Origin of the sequence: Pseudomaricurvus alkylphenolicus, from assembly GCF_011683955.1 — a bacterium.
GTDB classification, from domain to species: Bacteria; Pseudomonadota; Gammaproteobacteria; order Pseudomonadales; family Cellvibrionaceae; genus Pseudomaricurvus; species Pseudomaricurvus alkylphenolicus.
The window spans coordinates 1302084-1318599 of record NZ_JAAQPI010000001.1; the positions used below are offsets into that span (position 1 = coordinate 1302084).

A 16516-nucleotide genomic window follows, 5' to 3' on the forward strand; every position below is an offset into this window, starting at 1 on the left:
ATCGGATACCCAGCAGGCGAAGAATGATCGAATCCGTCAAAAGCGATTGGCAATTCAGGTCGTTGCGAGGCTATTGAGCACAACAGAGACCAACATAGACTGCCGTGACACACCCAACTTGGCGAACAGCGAGCGAATATGAGCCCGAACGGTGTTCTTCTTAATGTTCATCTCTTGCGCCACTTCTTCAGAGGTGTGGCCCTCCGACATGATGGTTGCCACGGTTGCTTCGGTCAGTGTGAGCCCGTAAAGGTTCATCAATGTTCTCACCGAAATATCAAAGCGATGTTCGGGCGCCTGAATCAACAGGGCCACACAGGGGGCGGCTTCCCAGGTGGGGCTTCGGGTCTGTGGCAGTGGTTTTACCAGCAACTGAAAGCTACCTTGGTCCGTGTTAACCGATAACGCGTTAATGGAGTAGTTGACGTTTTTTCGGGCGGCGGAGATGGCTTCATCAATAAACCTTTCAAGACGGCGACAGGCATCGTGATCTCCCAGTCGTGGTCGACCTTTCCCCAGCGCAGTACTACCCATGTGCGACAGGTATTGTTCGGCAGCGGTGTTCTTTTTGAGGACACAGCCCTTATCATCCAGTGTGACGATTCCGATTGCCCGCTTGGCCACCATATCGGAATAGATACGGCTTTCACTGGCCAAGCAACTGAGGTGATTGGCGATCGCTGTGGCCTGGCGCAAATGAGGCAAAAGCAGTGTCAGGAATTGTCGTTCACGGGAACCAAATCGCTCCTGTTCTTTAGTCCGCATCAAGCGCAAAGAGCACCGGGCACCATCATCCGAGCACCAGTCCATACCGGCGACTTTATGTACTCCAAGTGGTTGCAGAAATGCCTGGTAGTAGTCGCTGGCTTCAAATTCGGCACGAGAGATCAGATCATCCACCGTTAATAGGCGTCCGGTGGGAATATTGACCAAGGGATCCCGGGCGTAGTAGTCGGCGTAGGTTTGCAGTATATCCTGGGCAAGCGCAATGTCTCCGTCTGGAGAGCTTGTGAATATCAGCCCCCGGTCGTCATCATGCGGGGGGATAACAATTAGTGACGCTTTTTGCAGCCGCAGTTGCTCAACAAGCAGCGACAAAAAGCGTGCACACCAATGACCCGATGATTTTTCACTGTGATAACCCTGATAGAGTTCGAACAGTAGCGCAGACAGTTCAGTGGCATTGATCACGATGGCTCCAGCAACTGCCGACGGACTTGGTCTTTGAGGATCTTGCCGCTTGCATTTCTGGGCAGGCTGTCAACCCGCAACCAACGTTCCGGTACTTCCTGGATCATCAGACCCTTATCAAGGCAGTGTCGTTGCAGACTATTGATATCAAACTCGGACTGACTCTCTGCCAGCGTAACAACAGCACAGGCCATTTCGCCGCGTTCGTTATCGGGTATCCCAACGACAACAGCATCGGAAATCAGCGCGTGCAGGAACAGAACATCCTCGACTTTCTTTGCGGAAATGTTCTCCCCCTTACGAATAATGATGTCCTTCAGGCGACCGCTGATCGTGAGCCAGCCCTCATTGTCCAAATGACCCAAATCACCGCTGCGAAAATAGCCCTCATTATCAAACGCCGTCTCGTTCAGGTGTGAGTCCAGAAACCCCAGACACAAATGCGGACCTTTGACTCGGATTTCTCCCTCCTGTCCTGGTCCGCATATCTGTCCATTGCGGTCAACGATCTTGACCCGCATTCCAGGCAGCAAGCGTCCCTCTGTGTTGGCGAGCTTATCGTCCGGATCCCGCACCGTATTCATGGTGATAATCGGGCATTCGGTCATGCCATAGCCGCTGATGATACCGGCACAATCGAACGCGTCTTTCATCTCGTAGTGAAGAGAAGGGGGTTTGGGGGCACCTCCGCCAGTAAAACACCTCATCATCGAAAAGCAATCACCTTCGGATTGTTGCTGATAGCGCTGAAACCCGAGATGAAAGGCCGTGCCTGCACCGCCGATAGTGGCACCGAAACTGTCACCCACCCGCAGACCGTCGTCGTTAAAGGCTTCTACCATAACCAGCTCGCAACCTGTCAACAAACTGGAGACAAGCCACATCAGGCCCCCAACATGGGCAAAGGGAAAATAGATGGGCACCACGTCTCGGGAAGTAAGCTCCAGAGCAGCATTCATACCGTGTCCGACGGTAATAAAGGCAAGGTCGCTGTGACGCGCGGCTTTGGGCGATGACGTGGTTCCCGAGGTACAGTAAATCCAGCGTTCAGGATAATCGTCGACCGTTTCCTGTGCTTCGGGCAATGTACGCTCCAAACCAGAACTCCCATCTCGATGCTCCGCAGTATGATCTGGGGGCGATAGGGTCATGGTATCCATGGACGAAATCTGTTGTGCCTGAATCCGTGCTGCCATATCGGCATAGTCGAATGACTTCCATGTGGCAGGAGTGATCAGAAGCTTTGGTTCCGCCATCGAACACAAGTGGCTGACTTCATTGAATCGCAAACTGGGGAACAGCGGCATCTGTACGGCACCGAGCCGCGCCAGTGCTGCGCAGACGACCAAGGTATCAATCCAGCTGGGTAGTTGCCAGGCAACACGGTCACCGCTGGAAATACCCCGTTGGTGCAGAATCAGCGCCAGTCGCTCGGCTTCCTGCCGATACTCAGCAAAGCTCAATGATCGTTTATGCTCATCCCGACAGAAGCGTTTACCAGGAGTCAGGCGGGCGCGCTCAGCGATCAGTCCCCACAAAGTCAGCTGCTTGTTCATGGCGTAGCTCCCGGTTATTCCTTAAACGCGGTATGGGCGTTGCCGGCAATGGCGCCACCGTCAACCATAAATTCGGCACCGGTGCTGTAGCTGGCGGCATCGGAAGCGAGAAACGCCACCATGGTAGCCACTTCCTGTGGCTCGCCGATGCGAGGCAGGGCAAAGTTACCCACAACCGCCTGCTTCTGTTCTTCACTGTATTTGTCCCACTGCACCATGGCGGTATTGATCACCCCGGGATGCACCGAGTTAACGCGAATTTTATCTTTGCCTAACTCCAGCGCAGCGGTTTTGGTCATGCCGCGAACGGCCCATTTTGAAGCCACATAGGCGTTGGAATTCATGGCGCCTCGATTGGCGGCGTTGGAGGCGATGTTGACAATGGAGCCTCCACCGGCCGCACGCAGCGCGGGAATAGCTGTTTGCATGCCCAGGTAAGTGCCTAATTGATTGACACGTACCACCACCATGTATTCTTCTTCCGATTGGTGTTCAATGCTGCCAGTGCATACAATGCCGGCGTTGTTGACTAAAACGTTGAGTTCGCCAAAACGTTCCTGTGCCGCCTGCACCGCGGCGGTCCAGCTTTTACGAGAGGTGACATCCAGTTCGCAGAACATGGCTTTCTCAAGCCCAATACTGTTGGCTACCTGCTTGCCTTCTTCTTCGCGTAGATCGGCGATGACTACTTTGGCGCCCAGCTCGGCGAAAAGCCGGGCTTCGATTTCTCCCTGGCCGCGTGCGGCGCCACTAATCAGTGCAACTTTGCCTTCCAAATTAAACATGTCTTTACTCCTTCTAGCCACTAATGGCCTTTAATTCACCCGCTAATGGCTTCACGCGATTCACCGGAGCGGGCAATCAGTCCGGCTTTTGATGATGCCCGCATTTTGGCCGGGCGCTGCCAGCGAGGGGGGTTACCTCGGGGAGCGGGGCCATGAACCATGCAGCGGTGTAACATCCGTGGTTCGTCGTAATCCCCTACGGCATAATGCAATGCTGCGCGGTTGTCCCACATCACAACATCGCCTTTACTCCAACGGTGTCGAGTGCCGAATTCGGGTTGTTCGGAGTGTTGGTACAGATAATCGAGCAGTACGCGACTTTCTTCAGGGCGCAGTTGCCGCAAGCTGGTGGTGAACAGACGGTTTACATAAAGCGCACGTTTCCCGGTGTGATGATGGTCGATAATGGAGGGGTGTTCCCAGCACATGTCAGGGTCAATCGTTGAAGAGTGCAGGGCGCTCAAACCGTCCAGCAATTCTCGCAGAGGCTGCGACAGCTGCTCGTAAGCCAGGTACATATTGGCGAACATGGTTTCGCCGCCCACTTCCGGTCCATAGACTAATCGGGGGCAGGTGATAATGGGTGGTTTTTCAATATAGGTGACGTCAGAGTGCCAGACATCGGCCCGGCCACCGGTTTCGCTGTTAAGCACACAAACCTGAGGCAATGCGTCGCTGTATTGGTCGGCGTGAGCGTGTACCACCAGTTCCCCGAATCGCGCCATAAAACGCGCATGACCTTCGGGTTCCAGATCGTGTTGATCCGGGAAAACCAGCATCAGATGTTCGTACAGCGCTTCTCGAATCAGTTCAAAGGTGGCATCGTCAATATGGTTGAGATCAACATTGGAGACTCGCGCTCCCAGTGAGTGCGAGATACGTTCGATTTTCAGATTACTACAGCTCATGTCAATGAGGCTCCTTAATTGGCATTGGACGCGTCTAAGCGAAAGTTCGCATTGCGCTCCAGTATTTCGATGGCTGACCAAAAATTCCTGTTGCCAAAGCCGGCCGCTCTGGCCGCCAACAGCGTCTGGTGTGCGGCGCTACTGGAAGGCATTGGGACGTCCAAGGAACGGCCTTCCGACAATGCCAGAGCTACATCCTTCTCGGCCAGTGCCAGCGAAAACACCGGCTGGTCATGTTGCCGTTCGAGTACGCGACCGGACATTTTTGTGTGTATGCCTCCAAGGCCGCTGTCGTTCAGAATTTTGATCAGAGAGGGGAGTTCTACTCCCGATTTTCCCGCTAGAACCAATGCTTCATAAAATAAAACTTCGCCGCATAAGTAGAGCTGGTTATGAACCAGTTTGGCGATGTTGCCCGAGCCGCTTTCACCGAGGTAAACCACCTCTCGGCTAATAACATCGAGCAACGGTCGAATTTTGTCGACGGTGGGTTGGTGTCCGCCCATCATCAAAATCAGACTGCCGTCGCGACAACCTTTTACACCGCCGCTGACCGGAGCATCCAAAAACTGAATATCCCGGGTGCGGCATTGTTGTGATAACCGGCGTGACGTTTCAGCCGCGCTGGTGGACAGGTCCACAATGACGCTGTCTGGTTTAAGATTATGCATCAATCCCTGTTCGCCGCTGACAACTTCCTGCACTTGTATTGGCCCCGGTAACGACAGGAATACAACATTGGCCGATGATGATACCTGCATCAGGTCTGAGGCCCTTCGTCCGCCCAGTTCAACCAGTGCATCAACGCACTGGGGGTTCTGGTCATAGATCAAAGGAGAATAACCAGCACGAATAAATCGTTCCGCCATGGGAAATCCCATGGTCCCGGTGCCGATAAACGCCATTTTTAGGGCCGTTGAGGAGGTTTCGGCAGAGTTTGGGGCGGAAAGAGTTTCTGGATTTTCAGTTGGGTTCATGGTGTCTAACTCCAGGCTCGTAGTGAAAGGAATGGACTGTTTTTGTCAACACAGGATAGCCCATACATTCGATATTATCTTTCGCGAAAGCTTTTGACAAAGATAAAAATCCAGAGTTATAGTGAATTCAAATCTTGCCACCCCCTCATTCGGAGACACCGGAATTATGACTACGAGCAACAAGACCTTGACGCCTGCCGCTGAACTAAACGCCAGCCTCGATCACCCGATTATTGACGCTGACGGTCACTGGCTGGAATTCGGCAGCTATGCCTCAGAGATGATGCGCAAAATCGGGGGCGACATGGCGCAACAGGGTTTCGAGTATTACACCACCAATATTGTTAAAAACCAGTTGGCACTCAGCGACGAAGAACGCCGCCACCAAGGAATCTCACACCCGGTTTGGTGGGGGCTGCCAACGTCCAACACCCGCGACCGTGCCACGGTGATGATGCCGGAGCTTTTGTACCAGCGACTGGGGGACTTCGGAGTCGACTTCGCGGTGCTCTACCCAACTGCGGGTCTGGGCCTGACACGCATACCCGATCCGGAGGTGCGCCGTGCCACCTGTCGCGCCTTTAACGTCATGAGCATGGAAATGTTCGGTCGCTACAGCGACAAGGTGACGCCAGTGGCAGTGATTCCCATGCACGACCCTGCCGAAGCGGTGGCTGAGTTGGAACATGCCGTAGGCGATTTGAAAATGAAAGCCATCATGATGGGCAGCCTGATTCCAAGAGAGATTCCCGCCTGCAAGGATGCACCGGAACAATATAAACGTTTTCTGGTGTGGCACGATACTCTGGGGCTGGATTCAGCTCATAACTACGACGAGGTCTGGAGTAGCTGTCGTGATCTCAAGGTTAACCCAACCTTCCACACCGGTTCTCGCGGTATGGGTAATCGCACTTCGCCATCCAATTTTGTCTACAACCATATCGGTCACTTCGCCGCTGCCAGTGAAGCGGTGGCCAAGGCGCTGGTCCTCGGAGGCGTGACAGAACGCTTCCCCGAACTCAAGTTCGCTTTCCAGGAGGGCGGTGTTGCCTGGGCGTGCTCACTGTTTGCAGACATGGTTGAACACTACGAGACCCGCAGTGCAGAAGAACTGGAAATTCTAGATCCTGATAATCTGGATGTAGACTTGTTGTGCCAGTTGGCGGATGAGTACGCGCCGGAAATGGCGGCGGCCATGCGCGATGAGAATGCCATATTCGACAACGCCACGCTTCCGGAACGTGTTGCGCCGCGGGATGATTTTGCCGCAGCGAAGGTGGACAAACTCAGTGATCTGGCCGAGCGATTTGCCAAACCCTTCTACTTCGGTTGCGAAGCGGACGATCGCACGGTGGCCTGGGCCTACGCTGCCAATAATAATCCGTTTGGCAGCAAACTGAATACGCTGTTTGGTTCCGACATCGGTCACTTCGACGTGTCCGACATGTCCTCTTGTACGGTAGAGGCTCACAAGTTGGTTAAAAAAGGTGTCATTACCGCCGACGACTTTAAAGCGCAAATGTTTGAAAATCCGGCCAGGTTTTGGGGCCAATCGAATCCCGACTTTTTCAAGGGAACCGCAGTCGAAACTCAAGTAGCGCAATACCTCAAGAGTCTGAGTGCGTAGAAGACGAGCGAGGTAAGGGTAATGGATCTCTCATTGGATGAATCGCAGAGAATTCTGCAGCGCAGTTTCTCTGAATTCTTTGCCAGGGAATGTCCCACAGAGTTAGTGCGTGGCAGCGAATCCACCGGGTTTGACGAAACCTTGTGGCGGCGCTTCTGTGAACTTGGAGCCGCCGCCATGGGATTGCCCCAAGCCTATGGTGGACTGGATATGGGGCTGTTTGACCTCGGGTTGGTAGCCGCACAGATTGGACAGTCCCTGGCACCCTTACCCTTTGCCGATGTTGCCTCGGCGGGTCGATTATTGGCGACACTGCCGGATGTAGACGAAGCCTTGATGACCTCAATTGCTGAAGGAACCGGCCTGATCAGTTTATGTGATCGATCGCAAGAACTTCCGGGCGGTAATAAGGTGTGTTTACCCAATGGTGCCATTGTTGCCAAGGTGATCACCATGCAAGGGGAAGACCTGCTACTTTGGGATCTGGAGCCGCAACACGCTACCGTCGCTAACATGGGCAGCGGAGCGCTGGCGATTCATGATCTGTCGCTCGCCGTCCCAAGACGGCTGGCAAGCGGACCACAAGCACGCATGCAGTTTGAACATGCCCTGGCAGAATGGAAGCTGCTGGTGGCGGCCATGCAAACGGGACTGGCCAAGAAAGCTCTCGAGATAGGTGCGGATTATGCCCGCACCCGAATTCAGTTCGATGTACCCATCGCCTCCTTTCAAGCCATTGCCCATCCGCTGGCGGAAGCAGCAGCACAGGTAGATGGCGCAGAGCTCCTCTGGCAGCAGGCGGCATGGTCTCGAGCCAATTCGGCAAAGCGTTTTTTGGAGCTGGCGAGTATGGCGTTGGCGTTTTGCTCGCAAGTGGCTCGCCACACCTCAGATGTCGCTTTGCACACCCATGGTGGCTACGGTTTCACCACCGAGTACGACATTCAACTGTTTTATCGCCGCAGTGGTGCCTGGAGCTGCTACTTCGGCGGGGTCAGCAACGCATACTGCGAAGTGGCACGACAGCGCCGCGCCAATGCAATGGCCGGAAAGTAAGGAGACCAGTATGGATTTTCGATTGGGCGAAGCGGCCGAAAGGGTGCGTACAGAGATCAGGCAATTTCTCGAACAGGAATTCAGCCAAACGCATCGACAGCAAGAGCGTGACACGGGAGATGGACACAACTGGTCATTGTACCGAAAGCTCGCTGATCAAGGATGGGTGAGCGCGGCCTGGCCCAAGGAGTTTGGTGGTGGCGGCCGCGACCCATACGAAATGTTGGCTTTGTACTGGGAGCTGTCCAAAGCAGGATTTCCCTGGTTCGGACTACTGAACAATTCGTTTATCGGCCATACGTTGATGGCGATGGGGTCAGAGCAGCAAAAGGCTGAGCTGGTTCCCAAGATTGCCTCGGGCGACATTATGGTGGCTCTTGGGTACACCGAGCCTTCATCCGGCTCCGACGTGGCGGCGGCCCGCACCAGTGCCCGGCGAGAGCAGGATCACTGGGTGATCGAGGGGCAGAAAATGTTCACCACCACAGGGCATATGGCGCAATACATCTTTACGCTGGTGCGCACAGATGCCAAGGCATCCAAACATCGTGGGCTGACGATGTTCCTGATACCGACGGACGCACCGGGGGTGGAAATTTACCCGGTCCACACCATGGGCGGCGAACGCACAAACTCCGTATTCTTTGGCGGAGTAAAGATCGAAGATGCACAACGTGTAGGAGAGGTAAACGAGGGTTGGGCAGTGGTGCGATTCGCCCTGGGTCTGGAACAGGCCATGGGTTATGCCGATCGCCAGGAGGCATTGCTGGAAAAGGCAGAACAGTGGGCATTGGCGAGCACCGATAACAACTCGATAACGACGCCGGACCCCCGTATGGAGCAGCAGCTGGGGCGCATGGCCGCCAATGCAGAAGTCGCCCGATTGTTGCGCTATCGCTCCACCTGGATGCAGGCGGAAGGAATGGCTCAACAGACCGAAGGAACAATGACAAAGGCATTTTCTGCCAAAGTTTTTTTGCAGGATGCACAGGACTGGATGGATCTGATGGGACCGCTGGCGCTGTTGGAACATGGGACAGAAAACGCTCTGTCCGAGGGCGCGTTCGCAGAAGCTTACCGGGCAACTCCGGTAGCCACTATCTACGGCGGCACGCTGGAAATTCTCTATAGCCTGATTGGGCAGATGGCACTGAAGTTCCCTCGCAACCGTTAGTCAGTGTCCATCCCAACCCTATTATTTGAGGAATGAATTATGTACGACTTAGTGATCAAGGGCGCGACCTTAATTGACGGTAGCGGCGACCCTGCCAGACCGGCAGACATAGCCGTCCAGAACGGCCGCATTGTTGCGGTCGGGCCTGTCGAAGGGGAGTCTCGCGAAACCCTGGACGCGACCGGGAAAATGGTCTGCCCGGGATTTATCGACCCTCATACTCATTACGATGCGCAGCTGTTGTGGGACCCCAATGCTTCCCCTTCGAATCTGCACGGAGTAACCACCGTCATGGCCGGTAATTGTGGTTTCGCCTTGGCACCCTTGCGCTCTGAGGATGCCGACTACACCCGCCGTATGATGTCCGTGGTCGAAGGTATGCCTTTGCAGGCTCTTGAAGAAGGCATAAATTGGGACTGGAACAGCTATTCCGAATACATGCAGAGACTGCGCGGAAACGTTGCGGTGAACGTGGGATTTCTTGCGGGACACAGCGCGATTCGTCGAGCGGTGATGGGAGAAGATTCCTGTAACCGCGAGTCCAATGAAGAAGAGCTGGAGGCGATGAAAGCGCTGCTGCGAGAATGCATTGAATCCGGTGCGATGGGCTTTTCCACCTCTCGATCCTTTAGCCATGTGGACGGCCAGGGGGGCCCTGTTCCCTCCCGATTCGCATCGGAGGCAGAGGTGCTCGCCCTTTGTGAAGAGATCAAGGATCACGAAGGAACCGCGCTTGAGTTTATTACCAAAGGTTGTCTGCTGGGTTTATCGGATGAAGAAACTCAGCTGATGGCAAGGATGTCACTGGCTGCAGACCGCCCATTGAACTGGAATGTGTTTACTATCGATTCCAAGGAGAAGGAACTCTATCGGACGCAAATCGCAGCCTTGGACAAGGCCGCTGAGATGGGTGCCCGGGTGATGGCTCTGACCATGCCGGTACTGGTTGGCATTACCATCAGTTTCTATCACCGTTCTCCTATCTATCAATTGCCCGGATGGATGGAGGTAATGACGCTGCCACTGGACGAAAAAATGACGGCCTTGCGCGATCCGAATGTGCGCCGCAAACTCGAAGAAGGAGCAGCATCGGACGAAGCCGGCGTCTTTGCCCGTCTCGCCGATTGGGGCAACGTCCGTATCGGCGATACCTTCAGCGAGGCCAATCGCGAACTTAGTGGACGTTATGTTCACGAGATCGCCAGCGAACGTGGAACTTCAGACTTTGATACCTTGGTCGATATTCTGCTGGAAGATGAGCTGCGTACTATTCTTTGGCCCAAGTTTACCGACAACGACGACGAGAGCTGGCGGATGCGGGCTGAGGCCTGGGATCATCCTTACATCATGCTCGGGGGATCTGATGCCGGTGCCCACCTTGATGTCATGTGCGGAGCCAATTACGGCACGCTCTTCCTGAAGGATTGCCTGCATGGTCGCAAGCTGGTGAGCGTCGAGCGGGCCGTACAGATGCTCAGCGCTGAACCTGCTGATCTATTTGGCCTGAAGGATCGCGGTCGTATACGACCAGGTGCGGTGGCGGATATTCTGGTATTCGATCCGCAAACTGTTGGGTCCGGTACTGTTCATCTGGCTTACGATCTTCCGGGCGACTCCTGCCGCATGTACGCCAAGTCCACGGGTGTCGAACGGGTCTATGTTGGCGGTACCGCGATTGTCGCTGACGGTGAGCCTACCGGTGCATTGCCAGGCACGGTGTTACGTGCCGGTGTTGACACCGTAACGGTATCGCTCCAAAAAACTGAGGGCAAATCGTTATGAACGATAAAGCAAAAACCAAAAACAGAGCCAAGATTCCCACCAGTCATCACGTAATCCTGGAAAGCGCCTGTTACCCCATTGTCACCACCATGAGGGCGGACGGCAGGCTGTCTTCAAACCCGGTATCCATGCTGTGGGACGGCGAGCGTGTTCGTTTCAGTACCGTTAAAACCCGCATGAAGTACAAAAACCTGGTGGCCGATCCACGTCTGACCATGTGTATTTCATCATTGGAGGATCCGCTGTTTTATCTGGAAATCAGAGGGCGGGCAGAGATTGAAGATGACCCTGATCGAACCTTTATCAATCAAGTCGCCAAAAAATACCTGGGACGTGATGAGTACCCCTACGACCAGCCCGGTTTCGAAAGGGTTACGGTCACAATGATTCCGGAGCAGGTCTCCGCCAGGGGAATCGAACTGACGGAAGACGAACAGGGTAAACCCATTAAAGTGGGTTGAGGACGGGTCATGAACATCGAAAGATTGCAGTCTGAAATGGAAATCCGAAACCTGATCAGTCAGCTGGCGCATCTGGCGGATGACGGAGAGCTAGAAACCTACATTGAATGTTTTACCGAGACGGCCAGCTGGGGCGGAGGAGGACAGCCGGTGCTAAACGGCAGGGAAGACATCCTCAAGGGCGCACGGGGCAGAAGGGAAAGTGGCGTTACCGGTCCGGGCAGCGGTGCAAGGCATGTGGTCACCACCTCTTATGTACAGGTACTGGGCGATCGTGCAACCGCCAAATCGGTATTTCACTTTTACACGGATCTCGACAGTCAGCCACAACTGCGTGCCATGGGTGTCTACCTGGACGAGTTCCGACTCGAAGACCTGCGCTGGCGTTTGCACGTGCGGCAACTACAAGGCTCCGCGACAACGCTGAAATAACGCTAAGACCATTCGTCGGAGGTGATCATGAATTGGGAAGAATCCGCAGCGGCCGTCGATGATGGCGCGCCTCGTGGCACCGCAAGCAAAACAGACCGAAGCGGGGGCTGGGGCGAAGCGAGGTGGCGTCGCCACCGCCGTTATGTGCTGGCGTTACTGTTTCTGGTCAGCGTTTTCAGCATACTGGATCGCTACATTCTTTCGATACTGCTAGAGCCCATCAAAGCCGAACTCGGAGTTAGTGACACGGCCATGGGGTTTCTCAACGGCCTGGCTTTCGCTTTTTTTAACGCCGTTGCCGCTATACCGCTGGCCAGGATGTCGGATCGTCATTCACGCAAGTGGATCATTGCCTTAGGGTTGGGGGCCTGGTCGGTTTTAACCGCATTGCAGGGCGTCGCTAAAACCTTCACCGGCTTGGCGGCAGCGCGAATTGGCGTCGGCATTGGCGAGGCGTCAACCTCGCCGGCGGCTCACTCACTTATCTCCGATTACTTTCCACCGAATCGCCGTGCCACTGCCATCTCATTGTTTACCACCGGTGGCCATATCGGGTTAATGTTGGGGTTGATGCTCGGGGGTGTTCTTTATGGGTACCTGGGATGGAGAATGACTCTGATCGTGGTGGGGTTGCCGGGGTTGGCGCTGGCACTGCTTTTTGTTCTCACGGTGAAGGAGCCGCCCAGAGGGAGCGAGGGGCGCCCCTGGGATTCTACGTCGGCAGCAACAGAAACGACAGCGTCTCCGCCGCCACTGATGCAGGCTCTGGGGAGTCTGTGGCGACTGCGCAGTTATCGTCACATCATTTTTGTGTTGCCGCTGTTCGTCTTTACCAACTATGCCATCAACATCTGGGGGGCAGTCTTTATGCTGCGTGTCCATCAATGGGAGATCGCCCAAGTCGGTCTGTGGTTGGGGCTGACAGTTGGTCTCTGTGGAATGTCGGGCAATATTATCGGTTCCATGCTTTGCGACCGACTCGGAGAGCGGGATCTGCGCTGGTACCTGTGGGCTCCCGCACTGGCGGCGGCCATCATGTTGCCACTGTATGTAAGTTTTCTATTTGTGCCGGATGGTATTTGGGCACTGTGTCTGTTAGGGGTGTCTATATTTTTGGTGTCTTTCCATGTATCACCGATCTATGCCATGGCGCAAGGGCTGGCAGACACACGTACAAGGGCAACGGCATCGGCACAGATTCACTTAATGGCTGCGGTACTGGGGGCCGGGCTGGGGCCCTTTGTAATTGGTTGGCTGAATGATCTGTTGCAGCCGTTTTGGGGTACGCAATCCATACGGTATTCCCTGTTGCTGGTGCTACCATCAGTCTGTTTGGGAATATACCTGGCTTGGCGAGGTTCTCAATCACTGCACCAGGAATTGCGGCTTCAGGGGGACGAGAACCGGTAAAAGTAGCTCTCGAAGCTGGACATCAGTTTCTCAAGTGACTGGTTGATTTCGTCAAGTTCGGATGCCTCCAGATCGCCGAGGAGCTGACGGGAAACCTCAAGGTAGGTGCTGAACACTTGGTGTTCTACGGTCTGACCTTTCTTGGTCAGCTGTACAAGCTTGCTGCGGCCATCGTCAGGATCGGGAACGCGCCGTATCAACCCTTGTTTTTGCAGACGGCCCAGCATTTTGGTCATGCCACCGGAAGAACGCTCCAGTACGCCGTAGAGCTCGGAGGGCGACAAGCGGAAGGGTTCACCGCTGCGGCGTAATGCAGCCAGAACGTTGTAGTCGGTGGGTTGCAAATCGTGAGGTTGGCAAACTTCCTTCTGGAAGCTCTCCATCAGCAGACTAAGGCGTGAGAGTCGCACAAGCGGTGGCAACACACTGTAATCCTCATTGGGATTGGCCTCAACCCAGGAGGCGGAGAGTTTGTCAAACCAGTTCAAGCGAAGGTCCTTAGTGGTATGTAAAAGACGATCATTATAGACGTTGACGCAGTGAGACACTAGCGACCAGAAGGTTTCTCGAAAGGTTTCCAGCAAACCAAATAGCTGAACTTACCGTAGCAGCGGGCTCTGAGGGCCTGCCCCGCTTTATCGGGTACCGCGATAGGGCTGCCACAGTCAGTCGCCCTCGGAGCGGGCTGCTACGTTCTGAGAGGGTCCGCGATAAAGACAGTTAAAAGTACCGAATCGAACGCAGTAACTTATACAAATCAAACCTGGGAGCAACAACCATGAATTTCGAATTTAGCGAGCCGGAGCAACGTTTTATCGACCGGGTAAGAGCCTTTATCGCCCGGGAAGCTGAAAAGAACTATGCCGATGAAGTCATGGCGCCAGAGCGGGAGGCTCACTCGCAATTGGCTGACAGCCCCGAACGGCGTGAATTCTGTCGGCAACTCGCCGCTGAAGGGCTGTTGGGCCTAAGCTGGCCCAAAGAATATGGCGGACAGGAACTTCCGGGTATCTACGATTACTTTGTCAACGAAGAACTGGCGGCAGTGGGCGCACCCCTGATCGGCAAAGGGATCGGCATTATCGGCCAGACACTGATTGAAAAAGGCACCGAAAAACAAAAGCAGTATTTTCTGCCGAAAATTTTGGCAGGAGAGATTGAGTTTGCACTGGGCTACACCGAACCAGGAGCAGGCTCCGATCTGGCGTCACTGCAACTCAAGGCGCAGCGTGATGGCGACGGTTTCCGGCTTAACGGCCAAAAAACCTTTAACACTTCTGCACATTTCGCGGATTGGTACTGGCTTGCGGCACGTACCGATAACAGCGGGCCAAGCAAATACCACGGTATTACCCTGTTCCTGATTCCCATGGATAGCAAGGGCATCAGCGTGTCTGAAATTGAGACCATGGCCTGTCACCGCACTAACGAGGTGTTCTTCGATGATGTCCGGGTATCCGCAGCAGATGTCGTGGGTGAAGTCGATAAAGGCTGGGAACTTATGTGCCAGGCGCTCGACTACGAACGCTTTACACTGTTTACCTACAGCCCACTGCGACTCAAGTTTGATGCTCTGGTAGCCACCCTGCGGGACTGGAAGGTGGCGGGTCAAGCCGCTCTGGAGACGGACCATGTACGACGCAAACTGGCACGGCTGGGTTCCAAACTGGAGGTTGCCAAAATGCATCAACGCCGGGTGATCTGCGCCGCGGCCGAAGGGCGGGTGCCGACGGTGGAGTCCGCCATGTGCAAACTTTATTGCACCGAGTTGGGCCAGGAAATCTGCGATACGGCAATGGATCTGCTGGGTCCGCAAGCACTGCTGAGTGAAGGGGTAGATGAGGCGCCCCTGGATGGTCGCTGGGAAAGCGCGTTGCGGGCAACAGTGGTGGATACCATTGGCGGAGGCTCCTCACAGGTGCAAAAAAACATTATTTCCCGGCGTCACCTGGGATTGCCCAACCCAAACTAACGTCCTATCCAAGTGACTAGCCTCAACAAATTATCAACACAGGAGCATTTACGGTGGATCTCAGATTCAGTGACGAACAACTCATGCTGGCCGATACCATTGAGAGTATCTGTGAGCAGTTTTACGGTCTGGAGCGAATCCGGCAAAAACGTAGCGCGGACGACAGCTGCCCGCAAGAATTTTGGCAGGCTTTGGTGAATGCCGGCTTTAGCGGGTTGGTCATCGACGAGGAGTTTGGCGGTGCCGGTCTCGGCCTACTCGATGCGGTGTCCGTCTTCCAGGCATTGGGACGGCACCTGGCGTCATCCCCCTTGTTGGTGTCTTCACTGTTGGCCGCTCGCGCCATTGATATTCTGGCGTCGTCCACGCAGCGACGCCAGTGGTTACCGGCTATTGCCAGTGGCGACTGTGTGGTGTCAGTGGCTCAGTTGGAAGCCGGATGTGGCTACGGCAGTTCGTCGTTTATCACAACCCTGAAGAAGGGTAAGTTGAACGGTGAAAAAATTCTCGTTCCCCATGCTTCCCTCGCTACACACCTTCTGGTGTTGGCCACAGATGAGGATAACGAGATGCCTGTATGTTGCCTTGTGGATACGCGGCAATCATCACTGCAGGTATCCCCACAGGACAATATCGCGTGCGCCGAGGTCAGCCGCGTCACAATGGTTGACGTTGCTGTCGAATCGGAGTGTATAGTTTACAACGATCAGTTCTGGAGTCTCTGGCAGTCCGCCATGAGTTACAGCGCGGTAGCGGCCGCAGCAGAGTGTAACGGTGGAGCGCAGGCGATGCTGTCGATGACCGTTGAGTATGCCAATAACCGAATCCAGTTTGGTAAACCCATTGGTGCTTTTCAGTCGCTGTCTCATTATATGGCCGAACTCGCTACCGAATTGGAAGGCAGCAAAACACTGAATCACCAGGCGGCCTGGGCATTTGACCAAGGGCGAGACTGGCACTTGTTGGCGGCTCAATCGAAGCTGCAGGCAGGCGACGGTTTTCGTCGTACCACCGCAGTCGGAACGCAAATTCATGGAGGCTTGGGGTTTACCAGAGAAGCTAACCCACAGCTGTTTTTCAGACACGCCAAATTGCAACAGTTACTGATGTGGGACCCTTGTTTCTTGGAGCAACACATCGCTTCGTTGATGCTGGACACAAGAACCGAAACACAATAATCCCAAA

The 16516-nt window shown here is 54.6% G+C and carries 15 protein-coding genes; 9 read left to right on the forward strand and 6 right to left on the reverse strand.

All coding sequences use genetic code 11. The features are described 5' to 3' along the window. Positions 1–54 precede the first annotated feature (54 nt). From HBA55_RS37990 to HBA55_RS05135, 5 genes are read right to left on the reverse strand one after another with little or no spacing between them, the layout of a single operon-like run. Entirely contained in the window at positions 55–1191 is a 1137-nt protein-coding gene (locus HBA55_RS37990) for a LuxR C-terminal-related transcriptional regulator (RefSeq protein ID WP_166988007.1), read from the reverse strand. Next, positions 1188–2747, reverse strand: a complete 1560-nt coding sequence (locus HBA55_RS05120) for a class I adenylate-forming enzyme family protein (RefSeq protein ID WP_166988010.1) — start codon at positions 2745–2747, stop codon at positions 1188–1190. Before HBA55_RS05120 ends, HBA55_RS37990 begins: the two co-directional genes overlap by 4 nt. Positions 2748–2761: 14 nt before the next feature. Then, the gene (locus HBA55_RS05125) at positions 2762–3532 is read right to left on the reverse strand and encodes a glucose 1-dehydrogenase (protein ID WP_166988013.1); all 771 of its coding nucleotides are present in this window, start codon (positions 3530–3532) and stop codon (positions 2762–2764) included. Between the two features lie 35 nt (positions 3533–3567). Beyond that, positions 3568–4440, reverse strand: coding sequence for a TauD/TfdA dioxygenase family protein (locus HBA55_RS05130; protein ID WP_166988016.1), 873 nt, complete (start codon positions 4438–4440; stop codon positions 3568–3570). A 14-nt stretch (positions 4441–4454) separates the two neighbouring features. Next, positions 4455–5417 carry an NAD(P)-dependent oxidoreductase gene (locus HBA55_RS05135; RefSeq protein WP_166988019.1) on the reverse strand — a complete coding sequence of 321 codons (963 nt, stop codon included), beginning with the start codon at positions 5415–5417 and terminating at the stop codon, positions 4455–4457. Between the two features lie 166 nt (positions 5418–5583). Here HBA55_RS05135 and HBA55_RS05140 point away from each other — a divergent pair, with 166 nt between their 5' ends. The 7 genes from HBA55_RS05140 to HBA55_RS05170 are packed head-to-tail and all read left to right on the forward strand — an operon-like array spanning position 5584 to position 13359. Beyond that, entirely contained in the window at positions 5584–7044 is a 1461-nt protein-coding gene (locus tag HBA55_RS05140) for an amidohydrolase family protein (RefSeq protein ID WP_166988022.1), read from the forward strand. 21 nt (positions 7045–7065) lie between these two features. After that, positions 7066–8100, forward strand: coding sequence for an acyl-CoA dehydrogenase family protein (locus tag HBA55_RS05145; RefSeq protein WP_166988025.1), 1035 nt, complete (start codon positions 7066–7068; stop codon positions 8098–8100). Positions 8101–8110: 10 nt separating this feature from the next. Continuing rightward, on the forward strand, positions 8111–9274 hold the full coding sequence (locus tag HBA55_RS05150) for an acyl-CoA dehydrogenase family protein (RefSeq protein WP_166988028.1): 1164 nt from the start codon (positions 8111–8113) through the stop codon (positions 9272–9274). Positions 9275–9313: 39 nt separating this feature from the next. Then, positions 9314–11056, forward strand: a complete 1743-nt coding sequence (locus HBA55_RS05155) for an N-acyl-D-amino-acid deacylase family protein (RefSeq protein ID WP_166988031.1) — start codon at positions 9314–9316, stop codon at positions 11054–11056. Next, positions 11053–11517 (forward strand): PPOX class F420-dependent oxidoreductase, encoded by a 465-nt coding sequence (locus tag HBA55_RS05160; protein WP_166988034.1) that lies wholly within the window; start codon positions 11053–11055, stop codon positions 11515–11517. Before HBA55_RS05155 ends, HBA55_RS05160 begins: the two co-directional genes overlap by 4 nt. A 9-nt stretch (positions 11518–11526) precedes the next feature. Beyond that, the gene (locus HBA55_RS05165) at positions 11527–11949 is read left to right on the forward strand and encodes a nuclear transport factor 2 family protein (RefSeq protein ID WP_166988037.1); all 423 of its coding nucleotides are present in this window, start codon (positions 11527–11529) and stop codon (positions 11947–11949) included. A gap of 27 nt (positions 11950–11976) precedes the next feature. Then, complete coding sequence (locus HBA55_RS05170) at positions 11977–13359, forward strand: spinster family MFS transporter (RefSeq protein WP_166988038.1); 1383 nt, start codon at positions 11977–11979, stop codon at positions 13357–13359. Here HBA55_RS05170 and HBA55_RS05175 read toward each other — a convergent pair. Next, positions 13338–13847, reverse strand: coding sequence for a MarR family winged helix-turn-helix transcriptional regulator (locus HBA55_RS05175; protein WP_166988040.1), 510 nt, complete (start codon positions 13845–13847; stop codon positions 13338–13340). The genes HBA55_RS05170 and HBA55_RS05175 overlap by 22 nt on opposite strands. A gap of 290 nt (positions 13848–14137) precedes the next feature. Here HBA55_RS05175 and HBA55_RS05180 point away from each other — a divergent pair, with 290 nt between their 5' ends. Together HBA55_RS05180 and HBA55_RS37995 are read left to right on the forward strand one after the other, a co-directional pair. Continuing rightward, on the forward strand, positions 14138–15331 hold the full coding sequence (locus HBA55_RS05180; protein WP_166988042.1) for an acyl-CoA dehydrogenase family protein: 1194 nt from the start codon (positions 14138–14140) through the stop codon (positions 15329–15331). 53 nt (positions 15332–15384) lie between these two features. Then, positions 15385–16509, forward strand: a complete 1125-nt coding sequence (locus HBA55_RS37995; protein WP_166988044.1) for an acyl-CoA dehydrogenase family protein — start codon at positions 15385–15387, stop codon at positions 16507–16509. Positions 16510–16516: the final 7 nt, after the last annotated feature.

Excerpts from the sequence above, each read along its gene's own strand:
- HBA55_RS05165 (WP_166988037.1), top strand. The coding sequence starts at position 11,527 with ATGAACATCGAAAGATTGCAGTCTGAAATGGAAATCCGAAACCTGATC.
- HBA55_RS05130 (WP_166988016.1), bottom strand. The coding sequence starts at position 4,440 with ATGAGCTGTAGTAATCTGAAAATCGAACGTATCTCGCACTCACTGGGA.
- HBA55_RS05150 (WP_166988028.1), top strand. The coding sequence starts at position 8,111 with ATGGATTTTCGATTGGGCGAAGCGGCCGAAAGGGTGCGTACAGAGATC.
- HBA55_RS05120 (WP_166988010.1), bottom strand. The coding sequence starts at position 2,747 with ATGAACAAGCAGCTGACTTTGTGGGGACTGATCGCTGAGCGCGCCCGC.
- HBA55_RS05180 (WP_166988042.1), top strand. The coding sequence starts at position 14,138 with ATGAATTTCGAATTTAGCGAGCCGGAGCAACGTTTTATCGACCGGGTA.
- HBA55_RS05125 (WP_166988013.1), bottom strand. The coding sequence starts at position 3,532 with ATGTTTAATTTGGAAGGCAAAGTTGCACTGATTAGTGGCGCCGCACGC.
- HBA55_RS05140 (WP_166988022.1), top strand. The coding sequence starts at position 5,584 with ATGACTACGAGCAACAAGACCTTGACGCCTGCCGCTGAACTAAACGCC.
- HBA55_RS05155 (WP_166988031.1), top strand. The coding sequence starts at position 9,314 with ATGTACGACTTAGTGATCAAGGGCGCGACCTTAATTGACGGTAGCGGC.
- HBA55_RS05170 (WP_166988038.1), top strand. The coding sequence starts at position 11,977 with ATGAATTGGGAAGAATCCGCAGCGGCCGTCGATGATGGCGCGCCTCGT.
- HBA55_RS05160 (WP_166988034.1), top strand. The coding sequence starts at position 11,053 with ATGAACGATAAAGCAAAAACCAAAAACAGAGCCAAGATTCCCACCAGT.
- HBA55_RS05135 (WP_166988019.1), bottom strand. The coding sequence starts at position 5,417 with ATGAACCCAACTGAAAATCCAGAAACTCTTTCCGCCCCAAACTCTGCC.
- HBA55_RS05145 (WP_166988025.1), top strand. The coding sequence starts at position 7,066 with ATGGATCTCTCATTGGATGAATCGCAGAGAATTCTGCAGCGCAGTTTC.